17 protein-coding genes are annotated in these 18089 nt (G+C 74.5%); 4 read left to right on the top strand and 13 right to left on the bottom strand.

Annotation, left to right across the window (positions count from 1 at the left end; translation table 11 throughout):
• Positions 1 to 30: 30 nt before the first annotated feature.
• Both ACFYOJ_RS15040 and ACFYOJ_RS15035 read right to left on the bottom strand, forming a co-directional pair.
• Positions 31 to 1605 (bottom strand): alkaline phosphatase D family protein, encoded by a 1575-nt coding sequence (locus ACFYOJ_RS15040; RefSeq protein ID WP_356550927.1) that lies wholly within the window; start codon positions 1603 to 1605, stop codon positions 31 to 33.
• Between the two features lie 533 nt (positions 1606 to 2138).
• Complete coding sequence (locus ACFYOJ_RS15035) at positions 2139 to 3017, bottom strand: alpha/beta fold hydrolase (protein WP_356550928.1); 879 nt, start codon at positions 3015 to 3017, stop codon at positions 2139 to 2141.
• A 260-nt stretch (positions 3018 to 3277) separates the two neighbouring features.
• Here ACFYOJ_RS15035 and ACFYOJ_RS15030 point away from each other — a divergent pair, with 260 nt between their 5' ends.
• Entirely contained in the window at positions 3278 to 4162 is an 885-nt protein-coding gene (locus tag ACFYOJ_RS15030; RefSeq protein ID WP_356550930.1) for an RNA polymerase sigma-70 factor, read from the top strand.
• 254 nt (positions 4163 to 4416) lie between these two features.
• Positions 4417 to 5178, top strand: a complete 762-nt coding sequence (locus ACFYOJ_RS15025; RefSeq protein ID WP_356550932.1) for a GntR family transcriptional regulator — start codon at positions 4417 to 4419, stop codon at positions 5176 to 5178.
• Between the two features lie 204 nt (positions 5179 to 5382).
• On the opposite strand, the gene ACFYOJ_RS15020 is transcribed toward ACFYOJ_RS15025, so the two are convergent.
• The 3 genes from ACFYOJ_RS15020 to ACFYOJ_RS15010 all read right to left on the bottom strand — a co-directional run bounded on the left by ACFYOJ_RS15020 (position 5383) and on the right by ACFYOJ_RS15010 (position 8490).
• Positions 5383 to 6537 (bottom strand): ROK family transcriptional regulator, encoded by a 1155-nt coding sequence (locus tag ACFYOJ_RS15020; protein ID WP_356550933.1) that lies wholly within the window; start codon positions 6535 to 6537, stop codon positions 5383 to 5385.
• Positions 6538 to 6652: 115 nt separating this feature from the next.
• Entirely contained in the window at positions 6653 to 7318 is a 666-nt protein-coding gene (locus ACFYOJ_RS15015) for a response regulator transcription factor (protein ID WP_356550935.1), read from the bottom strand.
• 14 nt (positions 7319 to 7332) lie between these two features.
• Positions 7333 to 8490: a histidine kinase gene (locus ACFYOJ_RS15010; protein WP_356550936.1), complete on the bottom strand. Its 1158-nt coding sequence runs from the start codon at positions 8488 to 8490 to the stop codon at positions 7333 to 7335.
• A gap of 108 nt (positions 8491 to 8598) precedes the next feature.
• On the opposite strand from ACFYOJ_RS15010, the gene ACFYOJ_RS15005 reads away from it, so the two are divergent.
• Complete coding sequence (locus ACFYOJ_RS15005; RefSeq protein WP_356550937.1) at positions 8599 to 9537, top strand: ABC transporter ATP-binding protein; 939 nt, start codon at positions 8599 to 8601, stop codon at positions 9535 to 9537.
• Between the two features lie 2 nt (positions 9538 to 9539).
• Positions 9540 to 10265 (top strand): ABC transporter permease, encoded by a 726-nt coding sequence (locus ACFYOJ_RS15000; protein ID WP_356550938.1) that lies wholly within the window; start codon positions 9540 to 9542, stop codon positions 10263 to 10265.
• Positions 10266 to 10348: 83 nt separating this feature from the next.
• On the opposite strand, the gene mug is transcribed toward ACFYOJ_RS15000, so the two are convergent.
• The 8 genes from mug to bioD form a co-directional block, all read right to left on the bottom strand.
• Positions 10349 to 10900 (bottom strand): G/U mismatch-specific DNA glycosylase, encoded by a 552-nt coding sequence (mug, locus tag ACFYOJ_RS14995; RefSeq protein ID WP_356551207.1) that lies wholly within the window; start codon positions 10898 to 10900, stop codon positions 10349 to 10351.
• Positions 10897 to 12339 (bottom strand): adenylosuccinate lyase, encoded by a 1443-nt coding sequence (gene purB, locus ACFYOJ_RS14990; protein WP_356550940.1) that lies wholly within the window; start codon positions 12337 to 12339, stop codon positions 10897 to 10899. The genes mug and purB overlap by 4 nt, the downstream gene beginning before the upstream one ends.
• A gap of 88 nt (positions 12340 to 12427) precedes the next feature.
• Positions 12428 to 13207, bottom strand: a complete 780-nt coding sequence (locus ACFYOJ_RS14985; protein WP_356550942.1) for an SGNH/GDSL hydrolase family protein — start codon at positions 13205 to 13207, stop codon at positions 12428 to 12430.
• Between the two features lie 64 nt (positions 13208 to 13271).
• Complete coding sequence (locus ACFYOJ_RS14980; RefSeq protein ID WP_356550944.1) at positions 13272 to 14285, bottom strand: hemolysin family protein; 1014 nt, start codon at positions 14283 to 14285, stop codon at positions 13272 to 13274.
• Positions 14282 to 15631 carry a hemolysin family protein gene (locus ACFYOJ_RS14975; protein WP_356550946.1) on the bottom strand — a complete coding sequence of 450 codons (1350 nt, stop codon included), beginning with the start codon at positions 15629 to 15631 and terminating at the stop codon, positions 14282 to 14284. The genes ACFYOJ_RS14980 and ACFYOJ_RS14975 overlap by 4 nt, the downstream gene beginning before the upstream one ends.
• Before the next feature lie 110 nt (positions 15632 to 15741).
• Entirely contained in the window at positions 15742 to 16167 is a 426-nt protein-coding gene (locus ACFYOJ_RS14970) for a GNAT family N-acetyltransferase (protein WP_356550947.1), read from the bottom strand.
• Positions 16168 to 16305: 138 nt separating this feature from the next.
• Positions 16306 to 16995 carry a class I SAM-dependent methyltransferase gene (locus ACFYOJ_RS14965; RefSeq protein WP_356550949.1) on the bottom strand — a complete coding sequence of 230 codons (690 nt, stop codon included), beginning with the start codon at positions 16993 to 16995 and terminating at the stop codon, positions 16306 to 16308.
• 364 nt (positions 16996 to 17359) lie between these two features.
• The gene (gene bioD / locus ACFYOJ_RS14960) at positions 17360 to 18088 is read right to left on the bottom strand and encodes a dethiobiotin synthase (RefSeq protein WP_356550951.1); all 729 of its coding nucleotides are present in this window, start codon (positions 18086 to 18088) and stop codon (positions 17360 to 17362) included.
• Position 18089: the final 1 nt, after the last annotated feature.

The raw sequence follows: 18089 nt of genomic DNA, 5'->3' as shown, positions 1-18089 counted from the left end.
TGCGCGGCACCACCGACAGGGTACGCGGCCCTACTGTCCGACCAGCCCCGGCCGGAGCACCTTGGTGAACAGCACCGTGCCGTCCTGCTCGCGCAGTCGCACCGTCAACTCGGCGCTGTCGCCGTCGATCTCGACCTCGCCGAAGAACTGGTAGCCGCCCGCGGGCGAGACGTTGGAGGCGGTCGGCGCCTTCACGAACACCCGCTCCGGGCCGAAGGTGCCGTCGAGCGCGCTGGCGGGGAACGCGCCCGCGTTGAGCGGCCCGGAGACGAACTCCCAGAACGGCTCGAAGTCGCCGAAGGCGGCCCGCGAGGGCTGGTAGTGCTGCGCCGAGGTGTGGTGCACGTCGGCCGTCAGCCACACCGTGCCGGTGATCCGCCGGTGCTTGATGTGGCGCAGCAGTTCGGCGATCTGCAGCTCACGTCCCAGCGGCGCGCCGGGGTCGCCCTGCGCGACGGCCTCGATGTTCTCCCCGTCGGGCACCACCAGGCCGATCGGCATGTCGGCGGCGATCACCTTCCACACCGCGCGCGAGCGCGACAGCTCCCGCTTGAGCCACTCCAGTTGCTCGCGGCCCAGGATGCCCTGCGGGTCCACGGTCTGGTCGCCGGGGGAGTTGGCGTTGCGGTAGGTGCGCATGTCGAGCACGAACACGTCCAGCAGCGGGCCCTGGCGCAGCACCCGGTGCACACGGCCCTCCCGCGCGCCGGGACGCAGGGTGGAGACGGGGTAGTACTCGGCGAACGCGCGGCGGGCGCGGGCGGTGAGCACGTCCACGCTCCTGACCGTGTAGCGGCTGTCGGTGTCCGCGATCACCTGGCCCGGGTACCAGTTGTTGCGCACCTCGTGGTCGTCCCACTGGACGATCGACGGCACCTGGGCGTTGAAGCGCCGCAGGTTCTCGTCGAGCAGGTTGTAGCGGAAGTTGCCGCGGAACTCGGCCAGGGTCTCGGCGACCTTGGACTTCTCCTCGGTGGTGATGTTCCGCCAGGTGCCGCCGTCGGGCAGGGCGGCGGTCTCCGGGATGGGGCCGTCGGCGTAGATGCTGTCGCCGCTGCACAGGAAGAAGTCGGGGTCCAGGGCGCCCATGGCGTCGTAGATGCGGTAGCCGCCGAGGTCGGGGTTGATGCCCCAGCCCTGGCCCGCGAGGTCGCCGGACCAGACGAAGCGCACGCCGTCGCGGCGGCGTACCGGGACCGTGCGGAAGGTGCCGGTCACCGGTTCGCCCGTGCGGCGCGGGTCGTCCGGGTCGGCCAGCAGCACGCGGTAGTGGATCTGCTCGCCCGCCGGGAGGCCGTGCAGCCGGGTGGTGCCGGTGAAGTCCGTGTCCCGGCCGAGCAGCGGGCCGTGCCACCGGCGCGGGTTGCGGAACGACTCGGTCGCGGACGTCTCGACGATCATCCGGGCCGGGCGGTCGGAGCGCACCCACACCAGTCCGGAGTGCGCGCTCACGTCGCCCGTCTGCACGCCCCAGCCCGCGGCCGGCCGGCCGGAGCGGGCGAACGCCGGCGCCGCCCCGAGGGCGGTGGGCACGGTCAGGGCGGCCGACGCGGCGAGGGAACCGCGCAGTACGCTGCGGCGCCCGGGGAACGGACGGTGGGACATGGATGCGCCTCCAGGGACGGGAGTCGGCGGATGTGCCGAGCAAGACCTACTGGGACGGCACGGCGCGCACGCGAACCCCAGGTGAACAGCCGGCCGTACGGTCCCGGACCGTACGGCCGTGCCGGCGCGCCTGCTCCTGTTCTGCGCGGTCGTGTCGGCGCCCGCCTCCAGGCCGTGTGAGGCGCGGCCCCGCCCGTTCCCGTGCCGTGCGAGGTGGGTCGTACCCGTCACCGGTCCGTGCGTGGCGCGGCCCCGCCCGTTCCCGGGCCGCGCCGCCCGGGCCCTCAGGCGTACGCCTTCGTGGTCCCGGGACGTCCGCCGGTGACACCGGCACGAGCGGACGGTTCCGGATGCCCGGGCCCCTCCGGGCGTCCAGGTCCCGGGTCCTGGCCCTGGAATCGGGACCTGGGACACCCGGCTCACGGGACACCCGGACACCCGGCCCCGCGGACACCCGGCCCCACGGACGCCCGGCCCCGCGGACGCCCAGGAGCCGGGCATCCGGGATTCCGGGTGCTGGTTCCGGGCGCGGGTCAGGCGCCGACCGAGCGCAGCGCGGCCCTCGGTGCCGTCACCTCCCGGGTGCGGCTGCCGTCCAGGACAACCCGGGCGACCAGCGCCGGGTCGTCGTTCATCGGGACATGGCCGCAGCCGGGCAGCCGCACCAGCCGGGCGCGCGGGACGGTGCGCTTGGCGCGCACGCCCTGACGCGGCAGGAGCAGCCGGTCCTTGTCTCCCCACGCCACCGTGACGGGGATGCCGGGGACGTCCTCGGTGAACAGGACGTTCCGCCCCGCGCGCAGCGTCTCGGCGAAGCTTTCCGCGCGGGCCAGCGCCAGTGTCTCGGCGACCACGGCCTCGGGCGAACGGCGGCCGGGGCGGGCGTAGATGGTGCTGGTCAGGACAGCGCGGCCGGCCGCCGTGCGGGACAGCCGCTCGACCAGGGGCAGTGGCATCCCGCTCGCGGCCCGGCGCATGCCCTTCAGCACGGTGAAGGCGTAGCGCCGCTCGGCCTGGGTCCAGAATCCGGCCGGCGACAGGGCGGTGACCGACCGTACGAGGTTCTGACGGCCCAGTTCCAGGGCCAGCAGGCCGCCCAGCGAGTTGCCCGCCACGTGCGGCCGGTCGAGCCCGAGGGCCGTGCAGAACGCGCCGAGCACGGCGGTCGTCGTCGGCAGGTCGTGCGCCGTCCCGTCGGGCAGCGCGGGCGACCGGCCGAACCCCGGCAGGTCCACGGCTGTCACGTCGCGTTCGGTGGCGAGGATGCCGGCCACCGGGTCCCAGGCCTGCCGGTGGTGGCCTATGCCGTGCAGCAGGAGCAGCGGTTCGCCGGCGCCCTCGCGCGTGTAGGAGAGGGTGATGTCGCGCGGGCCGTGTGCGGTGGGGGCGGTGAAGGAGAGCTCTGTGGACATGGGGCTCCTTGTGCGGGGTCAGCCTCGCGAGGACCGTCTCCGGGCGGCTCCCGGGAACACCTCCGGGAACACCTTCCGGGGGCAGCTCCCGACGTCGGCCCTCACGAGGACGGGCGAACGGTTGCGACGTTGCGTAGACAGCTTGTCAGCAAGGGCTACCGACGGGTAGCCCCCGGTCGCCGAATCGTTCTTCCCGGGCCCCGCGGCGTCGGCGGCGGTTCCCCCTGGACACCGTCCGGCGTGTCCGCTGGGATGGGACGGTGACCACCGACATCGCGACCGACGTCTTCGAAGAGCACCGCCCCGTCCTGCTGGGCGTCGCCTATCGCATGCTGGGCCGTCTCGCCGACGCGGAGGACGTGGTGCAGGAGGCATGGCTGCGCTGGTCCCGTGCCGAGCGGTCCGAGGTCCGCGAGCCGCGCGCCTACCTGGTGCGCGTCACCACCCGCCTCGCCGTCGACCGCCTGCGCCAGATCAAGGCGCGCGGCGAGACGTACGTCGGCCCCTGGCTGCCCGAGCCCTACGCCACCGACTTCGGCGACGCCGTGCCGGACACCGCCGAGCGCGCCGTGCTCGCCGACTCCGTCTCGCTCGCCGTCCTCGTGGTCCTGGAGTCCCTGTCACCGCTGGAGCGGGCGGTGTTCGTGCTGCGGGAGGCGTTCGGCTACCCGTACGCCGAGATCGCCGCCATGCTGGAGCGCGGGGAGGCCGCGGTACGCCAGCTCGCCGGCCGCGCCCGCCGGCACGTCGAGGAACGCCGGCCCCGCTACGACGTCGACCCCGCGCAGCGCCGCGACCTCACCGAACGCTTCCTCGCCGCGGCGGCCGACGGCGACCTCGCCGGACTGATGGCGCTGCTCGCGCCCGACGTCCGGCTGGTGGGGGACAGCGGCGGCAAATCCCGGGCGCCGCTGCGTGTGCTGGAGAGCTCCGACAAGGTCGCCCGCTTCCTCGTGGGCATCGCCCGGAAGGGCCTCCCGGACGTCGGTTTCCGCATCCTGGAGCTCAACGGCGGCCCGGCCCTGCTGGTGCTGTCCGCGGGCAAGCCGGACTCCGTCATCCAGCTCGACGTCGCCGACGGGCGCGTCCAGTCCGTGTACATCGTCCGCAACCCCGACAAGCTGCGGTCCCTGCCCGCCGACTGAGCGCCGGCGCGCACGGCCCGTCCGCCCACCGCCCGGCCGAAGCCCCCGTCCCGCGACGGGGGCTTCGGCCGTCGTGCCCACTGTGCGAACACCCCGTGAACACCGGCCCTGCTCCGCCGTCTGCCGCGCGCGGGGGACCGAGGATTGGTCTTGACCAAGGGGATGGGCCGCCCTATCGTCGCAGAGAACTGCAACAACCTTTAATAAACAAGGCGCCAAAACGCCGCCGGACCACGGTGATTGCGGAGGACAGGGTGGGGACCACGCAGTTGGAACCGGTACCGGAACCGAAGTACTGGCATCTCAGGACCGTGCTCAGCGAGGCCCTGGACTCGGAGTTCTCCGTGGGCGAGATCCTGCCCAACGAGCGGGAACTCGCCGCTCGCTTCGGTGTCGCCCGTGCCACGCTCCGCCAGGCCCTGGAGCAGCTGGAGCTGGAGGGCAGACTCCAGCGCCGCCGCGGCGTCGGTACGACCGTGGCGCCGCCGCGGGTGGGCGTGGCCGTCGGCACCAGGCAGCAGACCTGGCCCGGTTCGGCCGGCGACGCCTGGGAGCCGGCCGACTGCGACCTGGCGGCTCCTCCCGCGGCCGTCGCCGAGGCCCTGGGCACCGGGCGGGACGAGCCCGTGCACACCGTCCGCCGCTCCCGGACGTCCCACGGTCAGCCCGTCGCGGCGGAACTGCTGTACATCCCGCCCGCGTCCGTGCCCGGCCTCGCCGCCATCGACGTCCCGGCCGGTCCGGCACGCGCGCGTGCGGTGCTGCGCGAGCTGCAGCGGCTGGAGCTGGAGCGGCGGGAGAACGCCGTGGAGCTGGGGTCGGCCGGTGCGGAGGACGCCAAGGAGCTGGACCGCCTGCCGGGCGCGCCGGTTCTGGTGGTCACCACCCGCTACCACGCCCGGGACCGCACGGCCGCGCTCTCCGTCGCCACCTACCGCGCGGACACCTGCCGGCTGACCTTCGGGGACTTCGGCGATGTGGAGATCCATCACGGCCCGGACACCCGGGCCTCCTGAACCGCGCTCCACGACACGGACCCCGGGCCGGGGGCGGGCCACCGGCCCGGGGACCGGTCACTGGCCACCGGTGACCAGTGACCAGTGACTGGTGACCTCGGGCCGCGGGGACCGGTGCCTGACGCCTGACACCTGACGCCTGGAGCGGCCCGCGTCCGTCCCGCGGCGGGCGGCCCGCGGCGGGCGGTCCCGTCACCGCGCGGGTCACCGGCGGGCCGTCGTGCCCTCCACCGCGAACAGCTGCTCCTCCACATGGTCCAGCGCCAGCCGCAGCGCCCCGGTCGCCACGGCGGCCTCGCCGAGCAGCGACAGGGTCACCCGCGGCGGACGCAGGCAGTAGCGGGCCAGCTCCCGCCGCAGGGGGTCCAGCACGCCGTCCAGCCCGGCCGCCCAGCCGCCGATGACGACCAGCTCCGGATCCAGGGCCAGCACCAGCGCCGCCACGTCGTGCACCAGCCGCTGGATGAACCGCTCGACGGCGGCCCGGGCCCGCTGGTCACCGTGCCGCGCCTGGGCGAACACCTGGGCCACCGCCTGCTCGTCCAGCGGATGCAGCGGCTGGTCCGTGGTCGACAGCAGCGTCTCCGGCGTCACGTCCCGGCCCAGCAGGTGCAGCGCGCCGATCTCACCGGCCGCCCCGCCGTACCCCCGGTGCAGCCGCCCGCCGATCAGCGCACCGGCCCCCGGGCTCAGCCCCGCCAGCACGAACACCATGTCGTCGGACTCGGTGGCGGCACCCTTCCAGTGCTCGGCGACCGCCGCCGCGTTGGCGTCGTTCTCCACCAGCACCGGGCACTTGAAAGAACGGCGCAGCCGCTCGCCCAGCCGCAGCCCCGTCCACTCGGGCAGCGCGGTGCCCAGCCGCACCGTGCCGTCCGCCTCGACGATCCCCGGCGAGGCCGCCCCCACGGCACGCAGGGAGCCACGCGCCACACCGGCCCGGCGCAGCAGCTCGGCGACCGCCGACCGCAGCCGCTCCAGACGCTCGTCGGCCGGCGCGGTCGCCTCGACGTCCTTCGCCTGCGCGCCGATCACCCGCCCGTCCAGGTCGGACAGGAGAGCGGCCACACGGTGCGGACCGATCTCCAGCCCCAGCAGATGACCGGCCTCCGCGCGGAACCGGAACCGCCGCGCCGGCCGCCCCTGCCGCCTGGCCGCGCCCTCCTCGGTGGCCTTCTCGACGACCAGACCGGCCTCGACGAGCCCCTCGACGACCCCCTCGACGGTCGGACGTGACAACCCCGTCACCCGAGTGATCTCGGTCAGCGTCGCGCAGTCCGTGGCACGCAGCGCGTGCAGCACCACCGCGGAGTTGATCCTCCGGAGCAGCGACGGATCCCCGCCGGTCAGCCCGCCCAACGTCAGTCCTCCCAGCTCGTGCGCGTGTTGGCCGGATCGTACTCGCCCCGCTCCACCCGGGCGAGCGCCGGTCCGTCCGCTCCCGGCCGGTCCCTTCCCGGCCTGTACAAGTGCCTCAACCCGGGGCCACGAACCCGGACTCGTACGCCGTGATCACCGCCTGCGTGCGGTCCCGCGCCCCCAGCTTCGCCAGCACCGCGCTCACATGCGACTTGACCGTCTCCGTGCCGACGACCAGACGGGCGGCGATCTCCGCGTTCGACAACCCGCGTGCCATCAGCCGCAGCACCTCGCCCTCCCGCTCGGTCAGCCGTGCCCGCTCCAGCACGGCCCGGGCCGCACGGTTGCCGCCGCCGCTGTCACCGTACTCGGCGGCGAGCTGCCGCACCGAGGCGGGGAACAGCAGGGACTCGCCCTCGGCGATCAGCCGCACCGCGTGCACGATCTCGGCCGGCCGTGCCCGCTTCAGCAGGAACCCGTCGGCGCCGGCGCGCAGCGCCTCGTACACGTACTCGTCGTTCTCGAAGGTCGTCACCACGAGGATCTTCGGTGGCTCGGGCACCGTCCGCAGCAGCGCGCGCGTCGCCTCGATGCCGTCCAGCAGCGGCATGCGGACGTCCATGGCGACCACGTCCGGCCGCAGTTGCCGCACCAGCGGTATCACCGCCGCACCGTCGGCGGCCTCCCCGGCCACCTCGATGTCGGACTGCGCCTCCAACACGGCGCGCAGACCCGCGCGTACGAGGGGTTCGTCGTCCACGAGGAGCACTCTGACCGGCATCCGCCCAGCGTAGATCAACCGAGCGGCAGCTCGACGCGCACCTGCCAGTCACCGGTCCCGTCGGGGCCCGTGTGCGCCCGCCCGCCCAGCAGCGCGGCACGCTCGCGTATCCCGCGCAGGCCGCTGCCGCTCCCCGGGTGGCCCTTCTCCTCCGACATCGGATTGCGGACCTCCAGGCCGAGGCTGCCGTCCGCCACCCGGACACGGACCCGTATGGGGACCGAACCCGCATGCCGCAGCACATTGGTCAGCGCCTCCTGCAGAATGCGGTAGCCCTCCCGCGAGACCGGACCCGGCACGGACCGCAGTGGGCCCGTCACCTCGGCGTCCACCTTCGCCCCGGAGGCGCGGGCCGACTCCAGCAGGCGGTCGGCGTCCACCAGCGTCGGCCGGCTGCCCACCGGACGCTCCGCCTCCCGCAGCACGCCCAGCACCCGCTCCAGATCCTCCAGGGCCGTCCGTCCGGTCTCCTCGATCGCGGCCAGGGCCCGGTCGGTGAAGGCGGGGTCGCCCGCCGCCCGCGCGGCGCCCGCCTGGACGACGGCGACCGTCAGCGCGTGACCGATGGAGTCGTGCAGCTCGCGGGCGATGCGGTTGCGTTCCAGGAGTTGCTCGGTGCGTTCCTCCAGGACGGCGAGACGCTCGGTGGGGGAGGGGCCGAGGAGTGCGCGGGCCCCCGCCGTCACCAGGGCACCGAGGCCGACCACGGCGCCGTACAGCGCGAGGAGGGGCAGCGGCGCGAGGAGCGCGTACGCCCAGTGCGGCGCCAGGTTCCGCAGGACCGGTGTGCCGCCGACCTGATGTCCCAGGGAGAGACGGACCAGTTCGACCGTGAGAGCCGGCAGCCAGACGCAGGCGGCCGCGGTCAGTCCGCCCAGCACCATGCGCAGTTCCAGCCACGCCAGCGTGCGAAACCGGTCCCGCCAGGTCACCGAGGGCGCGACCGAGAAGGCCGGGTCCTCGTGCCCGGGCACGAGGAGCAGCCGGGCCTGCATGCCCTCACCGGTGCGCACCGCCGGGACGAAGGCGACCGGGACCAGCAGCAGCGCGGGCACCCACAACGTCGCCTCGTCGATGAACACCCACAGGCTCACCACGAGCATGGGCACCCACAGATGCAGCAACCGTGTGTACGTGATCCCCCGGAGCAGGGGGTGCAGGAAGCGGGCCATTGGCTCATCGTGCCAGCCGTCCCCGACGGCCGGCCTCCCCCTGCCGGGGGAGACGATCTCCACCGGCGGGGGAGGCCTCGCACCCGCCCGCACCGGCACGCTGTTGCCATGACCAGCATCGACGTCCAGAACCTCACCAAGGAGTACGGCACCCGACGAGCCGTCGACGACCTCACCTTCACCGTGCGCCCGGGCCGTGTCACCGGCTTCCTCGGCCCCAACGGCGCCGGGAAGTCCACCACCATGCGCCTGGTGCTCGGCCTCGACCGGCCGTCCTCCGGCACCGCCACCGTCGGCGGACGCCCCTACGTCACGCTCGACGAGCCGCTGCGGCACGTCGGCGCCCTGCTCGACGCGCAGGCCGCCCACGGCTCGCGCACCGCCCGGGACCACCTGCGGGTGCTGGCCGCGAGCAACCGCATCCCCTCGCGCCGGGTCGACGAGGTGATGGAGGAGACGGGCATCGCCTCCGTGGCGGGGCGCCGGGTGAAGACGTACTCGCTGGGCATGCGCCAGCGGCTGGGCATCGCTGCCGCGCTGCTGGGCGACCCCGGGGTGGTCATGCTGGACGAGCCCTCCAACGGACTGGATCCGGAAGGCATCATCTGGATACGCGGACTGCTGCGCCGGCTCGCGGCCGAGGGCCGTACGGTCCTGGTCTCCAGTCACCTGATGAACGAGACCGCGTCCTTCGCCGACCACCTGGTGGTCCTCGGCCGGGGCCGGCTGCTGGCCGACACCCCGATGCGGGAGTTCATCGACGCGCGCGTGCGGCCACGCGTCCGCATCCGTACCTCGGAGCCCTCCGCCCTGAGGGCCGCCCTCGCCCGGCACGGTCACGACGCCGTGGAGCACGACGACGGCCGATGGACCGTGGACCACGCACGGGTGGAGGACATCGGCCGCGTCGTCTCGGAGGCGGGGGTCCCGATCCTCGAACTGGCCGCGGACCAGGGCACCCTGGAGCAGGCCTACCTGGACCTGACCGCCGCCGAGACCGAGTTCACCGCACAGCCTGCACAGTCCGCACAGCCCCAGGAGGCCTGACCATGCCCTTCACGCCCGTACTCCGCTCCGAGGTGCTCAAGGTCCTCACCCTGCGCTCGCTGTACGGCACCCTGCTGGCCGTGTTCGCCGTCACCACGGCGTTCTCCGCGCTGGCCGGGGCCTCCGACACCTCGGACCCGGACTTCGACCCGCTGTTCACGTCCCTTTCCGGGGTCCTGCCCGGTCAGATAGCCGCCGTCGCGTTCGGCGCCGTGGTCGTGTCGTCCGAGTACCAGGGGAACGGGATCCGCCTCTCCCTGGCCGCCGTTCCGCGGCGCGGGCGGTGGTTCGCGGCGAAGCTGGTCGTCATCGCCGTACCGACGCTCGTGGTGGGCCTGCTCTCGGCCTTCGCGGCCCTGGTCGCGGCCCGCGCGGGTCTCGGCGGGGCGGCGGACGGCCTCTCCGCGGGCGAGCAGGCGCGCGGCGTCGTGGGCTGCGGGATCTACTTCGCGCTGATGGCGCTGCTCGCGGCCGGTCTCACCGCCCTGTTCCGCAGCGGCGTGGCGACCCTGTCCACGCTGATCCCGTTCATCCTCATCGTCTCCTTCGTGATCGGGGACGTGGCCGGCGGCGCCACCGACTTCCTGCCGGACAAGGCGGGACAGGCCGTCCTGCACCAGGCGTACGACGGGTCCGTCGGCCCGTGGACGGGACTCGCGGTGACCGGGCTGTGGGCGGCGGCGGCCCTCCTCGCGGGGGCCTGGCGGCTGCACCGCCGGGACGCCTGACGCCGGGCAGGACCCGGGCCGGGCCGGACGAGGGATGCGGCTGCTCACCGCCGTCACGGAGGGATCCCCGCCGTGACCGCCGGCTACGTCTCCTCGTCCGCCGCGGCCCGCAGCCGGGCGAACTCCTCCGCCATGGTCTGCGCGCTCCAGTGCGCGTTCAGCCCACTGGGGTTGGGCAGCACCCACACCCGGGCGCCCCCGATCGTCTGCTCCTGAGGGCCCACCTGCGCCTTGCGGTCGTCGAAGGCCGCCCGGTACGCGGTGACGCCGACGACGGCCAGCCAGCGGGGCCGCAGCCGCTCCACCTTCAGCGCCAGCAGCCGGCCGCCCTCCCGGTACTCCTCGGCGCTCAGCTCGTCCGCCCGCGCGCTCGCCCGGGCCACGACGTTGGTGATGCCGAGACCGTAGGACAGCAGCTCCTGCTGCTCCGACGGCTTCAGCTGCCGCGGTGTGAAGCCGGACAGGTGCAGCACCGGCCAGAACCGGTTGCCCGGACGGGCGAAGTGGTGCCCGGTCGCCGCCGACAGCAGACCGGGGTTGATGCCGCAGAACAGCACGCGGAGGCCGTCCGCGACGACGTCCGGCACCAGACGGTCGCGGGCGGCCTCCAGCTCGGCCTTGGTGAAGCGGGTCAGAGGATCGCTCCGGGGGTGTAGGCCGCGGCGGCCGGGTGCTGCTTGACGATCTCCTCGATGCGGCCGACGACGGCACCGACCTGGTCGGCGGCGGCGCCGGTGAAGGACAGCTTGTCGGCCATCAGCGCGTCCAGCTGGGCGCGGTCCAGCGGGATCCGCTCGTCGGCGGCCAGCTTGTCGAGGAGCTCGTTGCGCTCGGCGCCCTGCTCGCGCATCGCCAGCGCGGAGGCCACGGCGTTCTCCTTGATCGCCTCGTGGGCGACCTCGCGGCCCACACCGGCCCGCACCGCGCCCATCAGCACCTTGGTGGTGGCGAGGAACGGCAGGTAGCGGTCCAGCTCGCGGGCGACGACGGCCGGGAAGGCACCGAACTCGTCGAGGACGGTCAGGAACGTCTCCAGCAGCCCGTCCAGCGCGAAGAACGCGTCCGGCAGCGCGACCCGGCGCACCACCGAGCAGGACACGTCGCCCTCGTTCCACTGGTCGCCCGCCAGCTCGCCGGTCATCGACGCGTAGCCGCGCAGGATCACCATCAGGCCGTTGACACGCTCGCAGGAGCGGGTGTTCATCTTGTGCGGCATCGCCGAGGAGCCGACCTGGCCGGGCTTGAAGCCCTCGGTGACCAGCTCGTGCCCGGCCATCAGCCGGATCGTCTTCGCCAGCGACGACGGTGCCGCCGCCAGCTGCACCAGCGCGGTGACGACCTCGTAGTCCAGCGAGCGCGGGTAGACCTGGCCGACCGAGGTGAACGCCTGCGAGAAGCCCAGGTGCCCGGCGATCCGCCGCTCCAGCTCCGCGAGCTTGCCGGCGTCCCCGCCGAGCAGGTCCAGCATGTCCTGCGCGGTGCCGACCGGGCCCTTGATGCCGCGCAGCGGGTAGCGGCCCAGCAGCTCCTCCACCCGGCCGTACGCGACGAGCAGCTCGTCGGCGGCGGTCGCGAAGCGCTTGCCCAGCGTCGTGGCCTGCGCGGCCACGTTGTGGGAGCGGCCGGCCACGACCAGCTCGCCGTACTCGCCGGCCAGCCTGCCCAGCCGGGCGAGGACCGCCACGGAGCGGTCGCGGACCAGCTCCAGCGACAGCCGGATCTGCAGCTGCTCGACGTTCTCCGTCAGGTCGCGGGAGGTCATGCCCTTGTGCACGTGCTCGTGCCCGGCGAGGTCGTTGAACTCCTCGATCCGCGCCTTCACGTCGTGCCGGGTGACCTTCTCGCGCTCGGCGATCGAGGCCAGGTCGACCTGGTCCAGGACGCGCTCGTAGTCGGCGATCGCGGCGTCGGGCACCTCGATGCCCAGGTCCTTCTGGGCGCGCAGCACGGCGAGCCAGAGCTGCCGCTCGAGCCTCACCTTCTGCTCGGGCGACCAGAGCGTGGCGAGCTCGGCGGAGGCGTAGCGTCCGGCGAGGACGTTCGGGATGCGGGGCTTGGCGGGAGCGGAAGTCACGTGTACGGATTCTACTGGCGATTCGTGCAGGCCAGCGCCACGGGGTTGTTCGTCGGAAGCTACGAACGCCGCGCGGACCGGGGACGGATCACGCCGGGCCCTCGTACGGCAGCAGCTCGGGGCGCTTGGGCGGCAGGCCGTCCCCGGAGGAGCGGCCCGTGAGCCTGCGGCCGATCCAGGGCAGCAGGTGCTGCCGGGCGAAGAGGACGTCGGAGGTCCGGCGCGCGATCCAGCCCGGCGGCGGCGTGGCCGGGACCGGCGCGTGCCAGTCGGGGTCCTCGGCCTCGTAGCCGAGCGCCTGCCACACGGCCTCCGCGACCCGACGGTGCCCCTCGGCGGTCAGGTGGAGCCGGTCCACGTCCCACAGGCGCGGGTCGGCCAGCGAGCGGGCCCCGTACAGGTCCACGACCACGGCGCCGTGCCGGCCGGCGAGGTCGTCGATGATCGCGAACAGCGCTTCCATGCGCGGCCGGAACCGCTCCAGCACCGGGCCCTGCCGTCCGGGGCTGCGCATCAGCACCAGCTGCTTGCAGTTCGGGGCCAGCCGCTCCACGGCCTGCGTCAGCAGGTCCCGCACCCGGGCCATGTCGCACTTGGGGCGCAGCGTGTCGTTCAGACCGCCGACCAGCGTGATCACATCGGCCCCCATGGCCGCCGCGACGTCCACCTGCTCGTCGACGATCTGCCCGATCAGCTTCCCGCGCACGGCGAGATTCGCGTACCGGAAACCGGGCGTGCGGGCGGCCATCCGCCCGGCGAGGACGTCGGCCCAGCCGCGGTAGGTGCCGTCGGGCAGCAGGTCGGACATGCCCTCGGTGAAGGAGTCGCCGACGGCGACGAGGCTGGTGTGGGTGGGGTTCGTCTGCATGGCGACAGAAATGGTAGCCCCTACACATACCCGCTGGTCGGTCGCCCTGGACCGGCCCGCGCGCTCAGGCCCGCCGCCCGAACAGCTCGCGCAGCACGTCCTCCATGGTCACCAGCCCCGCCAGCCGCCCGTCGGAGCCCAGCACCGCTGCCAGGTGCGTGCGGCCGCCCCGCATCGCGGTGAGGACGTCGTCCAGCGGGGTGCTCTCGCGGACACGGGCGATGGGCCGCATGTCCGCCGGCCGGAACGGCACGTCCCGGGGACAGGCGTCCAGGGCGTCCTTGACGTGCAGATAGCCCACGATGCGCCGCCCGTCGTCCACCACCGGGAAGCGGGAGAAGCCCGACTCGGCCGACATCCGCTCCAGCTGCTCCGGCGTGACGCCCACCCGCGCGTGCACCACGCGTTCCAGCGGCAGCACCACGTCCCGCACCGGCCGCCGGCCCAGCTCCAGGGCGTCGTGCAGCCGTTCCTGGGCCCGGTCGTCGATCAGGCCGGCCTCACCGGCGTCCTTCACGATCTCCGCCAGCTCCGAGTCCGTGAAGGTCGCCGCCACCTCGTTCCTCGCCTCCACCCGCAACAGCTTCAGCAGCGCGTTCGCGAACGTGTTGACCGTGAAGATCACCGGCCGCAGGGCCCGGGACAGGCCCACCAGCGGCGGCCCGAGCAGCAGCGCGCTGCGCACCGGCTCGGCCAGCGCGATGTTCTTCGGCACCATCTCGCCGAGCAGCATGTGCAGATACGTCGCCAGCACCAGCGCGATCGCGAAGGACACCGCGTGCCCCGCCCCGGACGGCACGCCCGCCGCGTGGAACACCGGTTCCAGCAGATGCGCGATCGCCGGTTCCGCGACGATGCCGAGGACCAGGGTGCACAGGGTGATGCCGAGCTGGGCCGCCGCCAGCAGCGCCGACACGTGCTCCAGCCCCCACAGCACGCTCCTGGCACGCCGGTCGCCCTCCTCGGCGTACGGCTCCACCTGGCTGCGGCGCACGGAGATCAGCGCGAACTCGGCGCCGACGAAGAAGGCGTTGACGACGAGCGTCGCCAGACCGATCAGCAGCTGTACGGCGGTCACCGGCCGGCCTCCCCGTCCCCGGCGCCCCGGGACCGGTCGTCGTCGAGCGGCGCGTGCAGCAGCAGCCCGGCCGCCCGGTGCCCCGTGGCGTCCACCACCTCCAGCCGCCAGCCGGCGACCTCGACGCTGTCGCCGGCCTGCGGGATCCGCCCCAGCCGGGCCGCGACGAACCCGGCGACCGTCTCGTACGGCCCCTGGGGCACCCGCAGGCCGAGGCGGGCGAGCCGGTCCACCCGCGCCGCGCCGTCGGCCCGGTACAGGGCGTGGCCCTCCTCGTCGGTGCCCGCCGGAGCCAGTTCGGGGGTCTCGTGCGGATCGTGCTCGTCGCGCACCTCGCCGACGACCTCCTCGACGATGTCCTCCAGCGTGGCCACGCCCGCGGTGCCGCCGTACTCGTCGACGACCACGGCCATGGTGCGCCGCCCGGACAGCCGGTCCAGCAGCCGGTCGACGGTCAGCGTCTGAGGGACGAACAGCGGCTCGCGCATCAGCTCGGCCACCGGCACCAGGGACCGGCGCTCGGCGGGCACCGCCAGCACGTCCTTGACGTGGACGGTCCCCACCACCGTGTCGAGGCCGTCCCGGTGGACCGGGAACCGGGACAGCCCGGTCGCCCGCGTCGCGTTGGCCACGTCCTCGCAGGTCGCCCGCCAGTCCAGGGCGACGACCTGGACGCGCGGGGTCATCACGTGCTGCGCCGTCAGATCGGCCAGGTTCAGGGTCCGCACGAACAGCTCGGCGGTGTCGGGCTCCAGGGCGCCCTCCTTGGCGGAGTGCCGGGCGAGCGCCGCCAGCTCCTGGGGCCCGCGCGCGGACGCCAGCTCCTCCGCCGGCTCCACGCCGAGCCGGCGCACCACGCGGTTGGCCGTGTTGTTCAGATGGGTGATGAAGGGCCGGAACGCCGTGCTGAACCAGCGCTGCGGTCCGCCCACCCGCTTGGCGACGGCCAGCGGCGAGGAGATCGCCCAGTTCTTCGGCACCAGCTCGCCGACGATCATCAGGAAGACCGTCGACAGCGCCGTGCCCAGCACCAGCGCCAGCGAGGAGGCCGCCGACGCAGGCATCCCCACGCTCTCCAGCGGTCCCGAGATCAGCGCCGCGACCGACGGCTCGGCGAGCATGCCGACCACCAGGTTGGTGACCGTGATGCCGAGCTGCGCCCCGGACAGCTGGAACGTCAGGTTCCGTACGCCCTTCAGCGCGCTCGCCGCGCCCCGCTCGCCGCGCGCGGCGGCCCGCTCCAGTTCGCCGCGCTCCACGGTGGTCAGCGAGAACTCGGCGGCGACGAAGGCACCGCACGCGAGCGAGAGCAGGATGGCCACCAGGAGCAGGAGCACTTCGGTCATCGAGTCACCTCGGCTCCATGGTCGGACAGGACGGGGAGGTTCGCGCGACGTCGTGCGCCGGACCGTTCGCTCATGTGCCGGTGCCCACTGCCTTTCCGCCGGTGCGCCCGTCAGCCGGTGAGGGGCTTGACCCAGCGCCGCCACTGTTCCTCGGGCGCGTACCCGGCGGCCCGCCACGCATGCTGCGCCCGCTCGTTGCGCACCAGCACCATCGCGTCCGCGCGCCGCCCGCCGAGCCGTACGAAGCGTTCCTCCGCGGCGTCGAGGAGGGCCGAACCGATGCCCTGGCGGCGGTGGCCGGGGTGCACCGCCAGGCGGTAGAGGTGGCAGCGCCAGCCGTCGAAGCCGGCGATCACCGTGCCGACCGTTCCGCCGTCGCGCTCGGCGAGGATCAGCGACTCGGGATCGCGGGCGAGCAGCCGCTCCACCCCGTCCCGGTCGTCGCTGATGCTCGTGCCCTCGGCGGCCGTCTTCCAGAAAGCCAGCACGTCGTCCAGGTCCTCGGGCCGGGCGGCCCGTATCCGAAGATCACTCATGCGGGGATCCCACCATGCGCGGCGGCACCCCGGACGAGAATTCCGGCATGCGGACGGACGGCACGCGGCTCGAGGGACGGCAGCACGCGGTCCGGCGGACGGCCCGTCAGGAGCCGCACGCAGCGCCCGTCGCCCCTGCTAGGCGTCGTCCCCGGGCGGTCGCCAGGCCGTGCCGAGCACGCAGTGCGACATCGGCAGCGCGGGGCCGTTCTCCGGCATCAGCATCCGCCGGTACGGGCCCAGGGCGAAGCCGGCCTCCCGCAGTGCGGCGACCGGGTCCCGGGACACGTGGCAGCCGCCGGCCAGCGGCGGCCACACCGTCCGGTCGAGCGCGCGCTGGGTGAAGGTCATCACCCGCCCGCCGCCCCGCCCGTGCTCGAAGAAGCGCACCTCGCCGCCGGGCCGCAGGACCCGCCTCAGCTCGCCGAGCGCCCGCGGCACGTCCCGGACGCTGCACAGCACCAGCGACACCACGGCGGCGTCGAAGGCCTCGCTCTTGACCGGCAGCGCCTCCGCCGTACCCGGCGCCACGTCGACCGGCACCTGGGCGCGCAGCGCCGCCTCCACGGCCAGCTGCCGCAGCGAACGCTCCGGTTCGATGGCGACGACCTCCGAGACGGCGCCCGGGTAGTGCGCGAAGTTCAGGCCGTTGCCCGCGCCGACCTCGATGACCCGGCCGGACAGCCCGGCGAGCAGCCGCTCGCGCACCCGCGCCATGCCCATCCGGGTCTCGGCGCTCGTGCTGAACCGGGCGTAGCAGCGGGCGAAGAGCGGATGGTGCACGGCGTCCGGGGGCACGGCGCGGGAACGGGCGGATCGCAGCGGCATGGGACCTCCCTCACGAGGTGGTGCCTCAGGGCGATTGTCCCCCGTACGGGCGCCCCGCATCCGCGCGGCGGCGGCCCACTTGCGCGCGACCCGGCGAACGGCCGGGAAACGGGCCCGCCGGCCGGGGCGCGGGGCACGGCCGGCGGGCCGGCCGACGCGGTGGCGAACCCGGAACCCGCGGCGTGACGACGGCGTCCACGCGCCCCGTCGTGCGGTCCCGCTCACCCGCCGGTCCCGCTCACCCGCCGGTCCCGCCCCGCGCAGCCTGACCCGCGCCGTCGTCCCGGCGGACGTGCTCCCCGTGCCGCCCGGAATCCGCGCCACCGTCCCGCCGGCCGCGCCTTCGCGCCGGCCGGAGCCCGCGTCACAGCCCCGCCGTCGGCGCCTCCCGTCGCCGGAACGCGGCCGCGTCCCAGACACCGTCCAGGCGGGGCGCCAGCCAGTGGGGCGCCGCCGACCGGAACGCGGCCGGCGCGAGGGCCGCCGCCCCGGCGGGCAGGGCACCGAGCAGGGGCGCCCCGGCGACCTCCGGCAGGTCCGCGAGATTGCAGCGCGAGGCGAGGTCCGGGTCCTCGGGCCAGCTGCCGATCACCACGCCCGGCAGCTCCAGGCCCCGCGCCGCGAGTTCGCGCGCCGTCAGCTCGGTCGTGTTCAGCGTGCCCAGCCCCGCCGACGCCACCACGAGCACCGGTGCGCCGAGCAGGACGGCGACGTCCGCGAGGGTCCCGCCGTCCTCGTCGAAGCGGACGAGCAGCCCGCCGGCCCCCTCGACCAGCACCAGGTCGTGGTCGGTGGCCAGCTTGCCGGCCCGTTCCGCGACCTGGTGCGGGTGCACGGGCGCCCGACCGGCCCGGCGTGCGGCCGTCGCCGGGGCCAGGGGTTCGGGGTAGCGGGCGGTCTCCGCCGCCGTCACCGCGCCCGCGAGCCGCGCCACCTCCTGCGCGTCCCCGGGCTCGTCCGGCGCCACGCCCGTCTGCGCGGCCTTCAGCACGGCCACCGACCGGCCCGCCGCCAGCGCCGCCGCGGCGACGGCGGCGGTCGTGACCGTCTTGCCGACCTCCGTGCCCGTCCCCGTGATCACCAGTACCGGCATG

Origin of the sequence: Streptomyces sp. NPDC006384, from assembly GCF_042870695.1 — a bacterium.
Classification (GTDB): domain Bacteria; phylum Actinomycetota; class Actinomycetes; order Streptomycetales; family Streptomycetaceae; genus Streptomyces.
The sequence above is the reverse complement of the archived record's forward strand: the minus strand, read 5'-3'. Positions and strand labels throughout refer to the sequence as shown.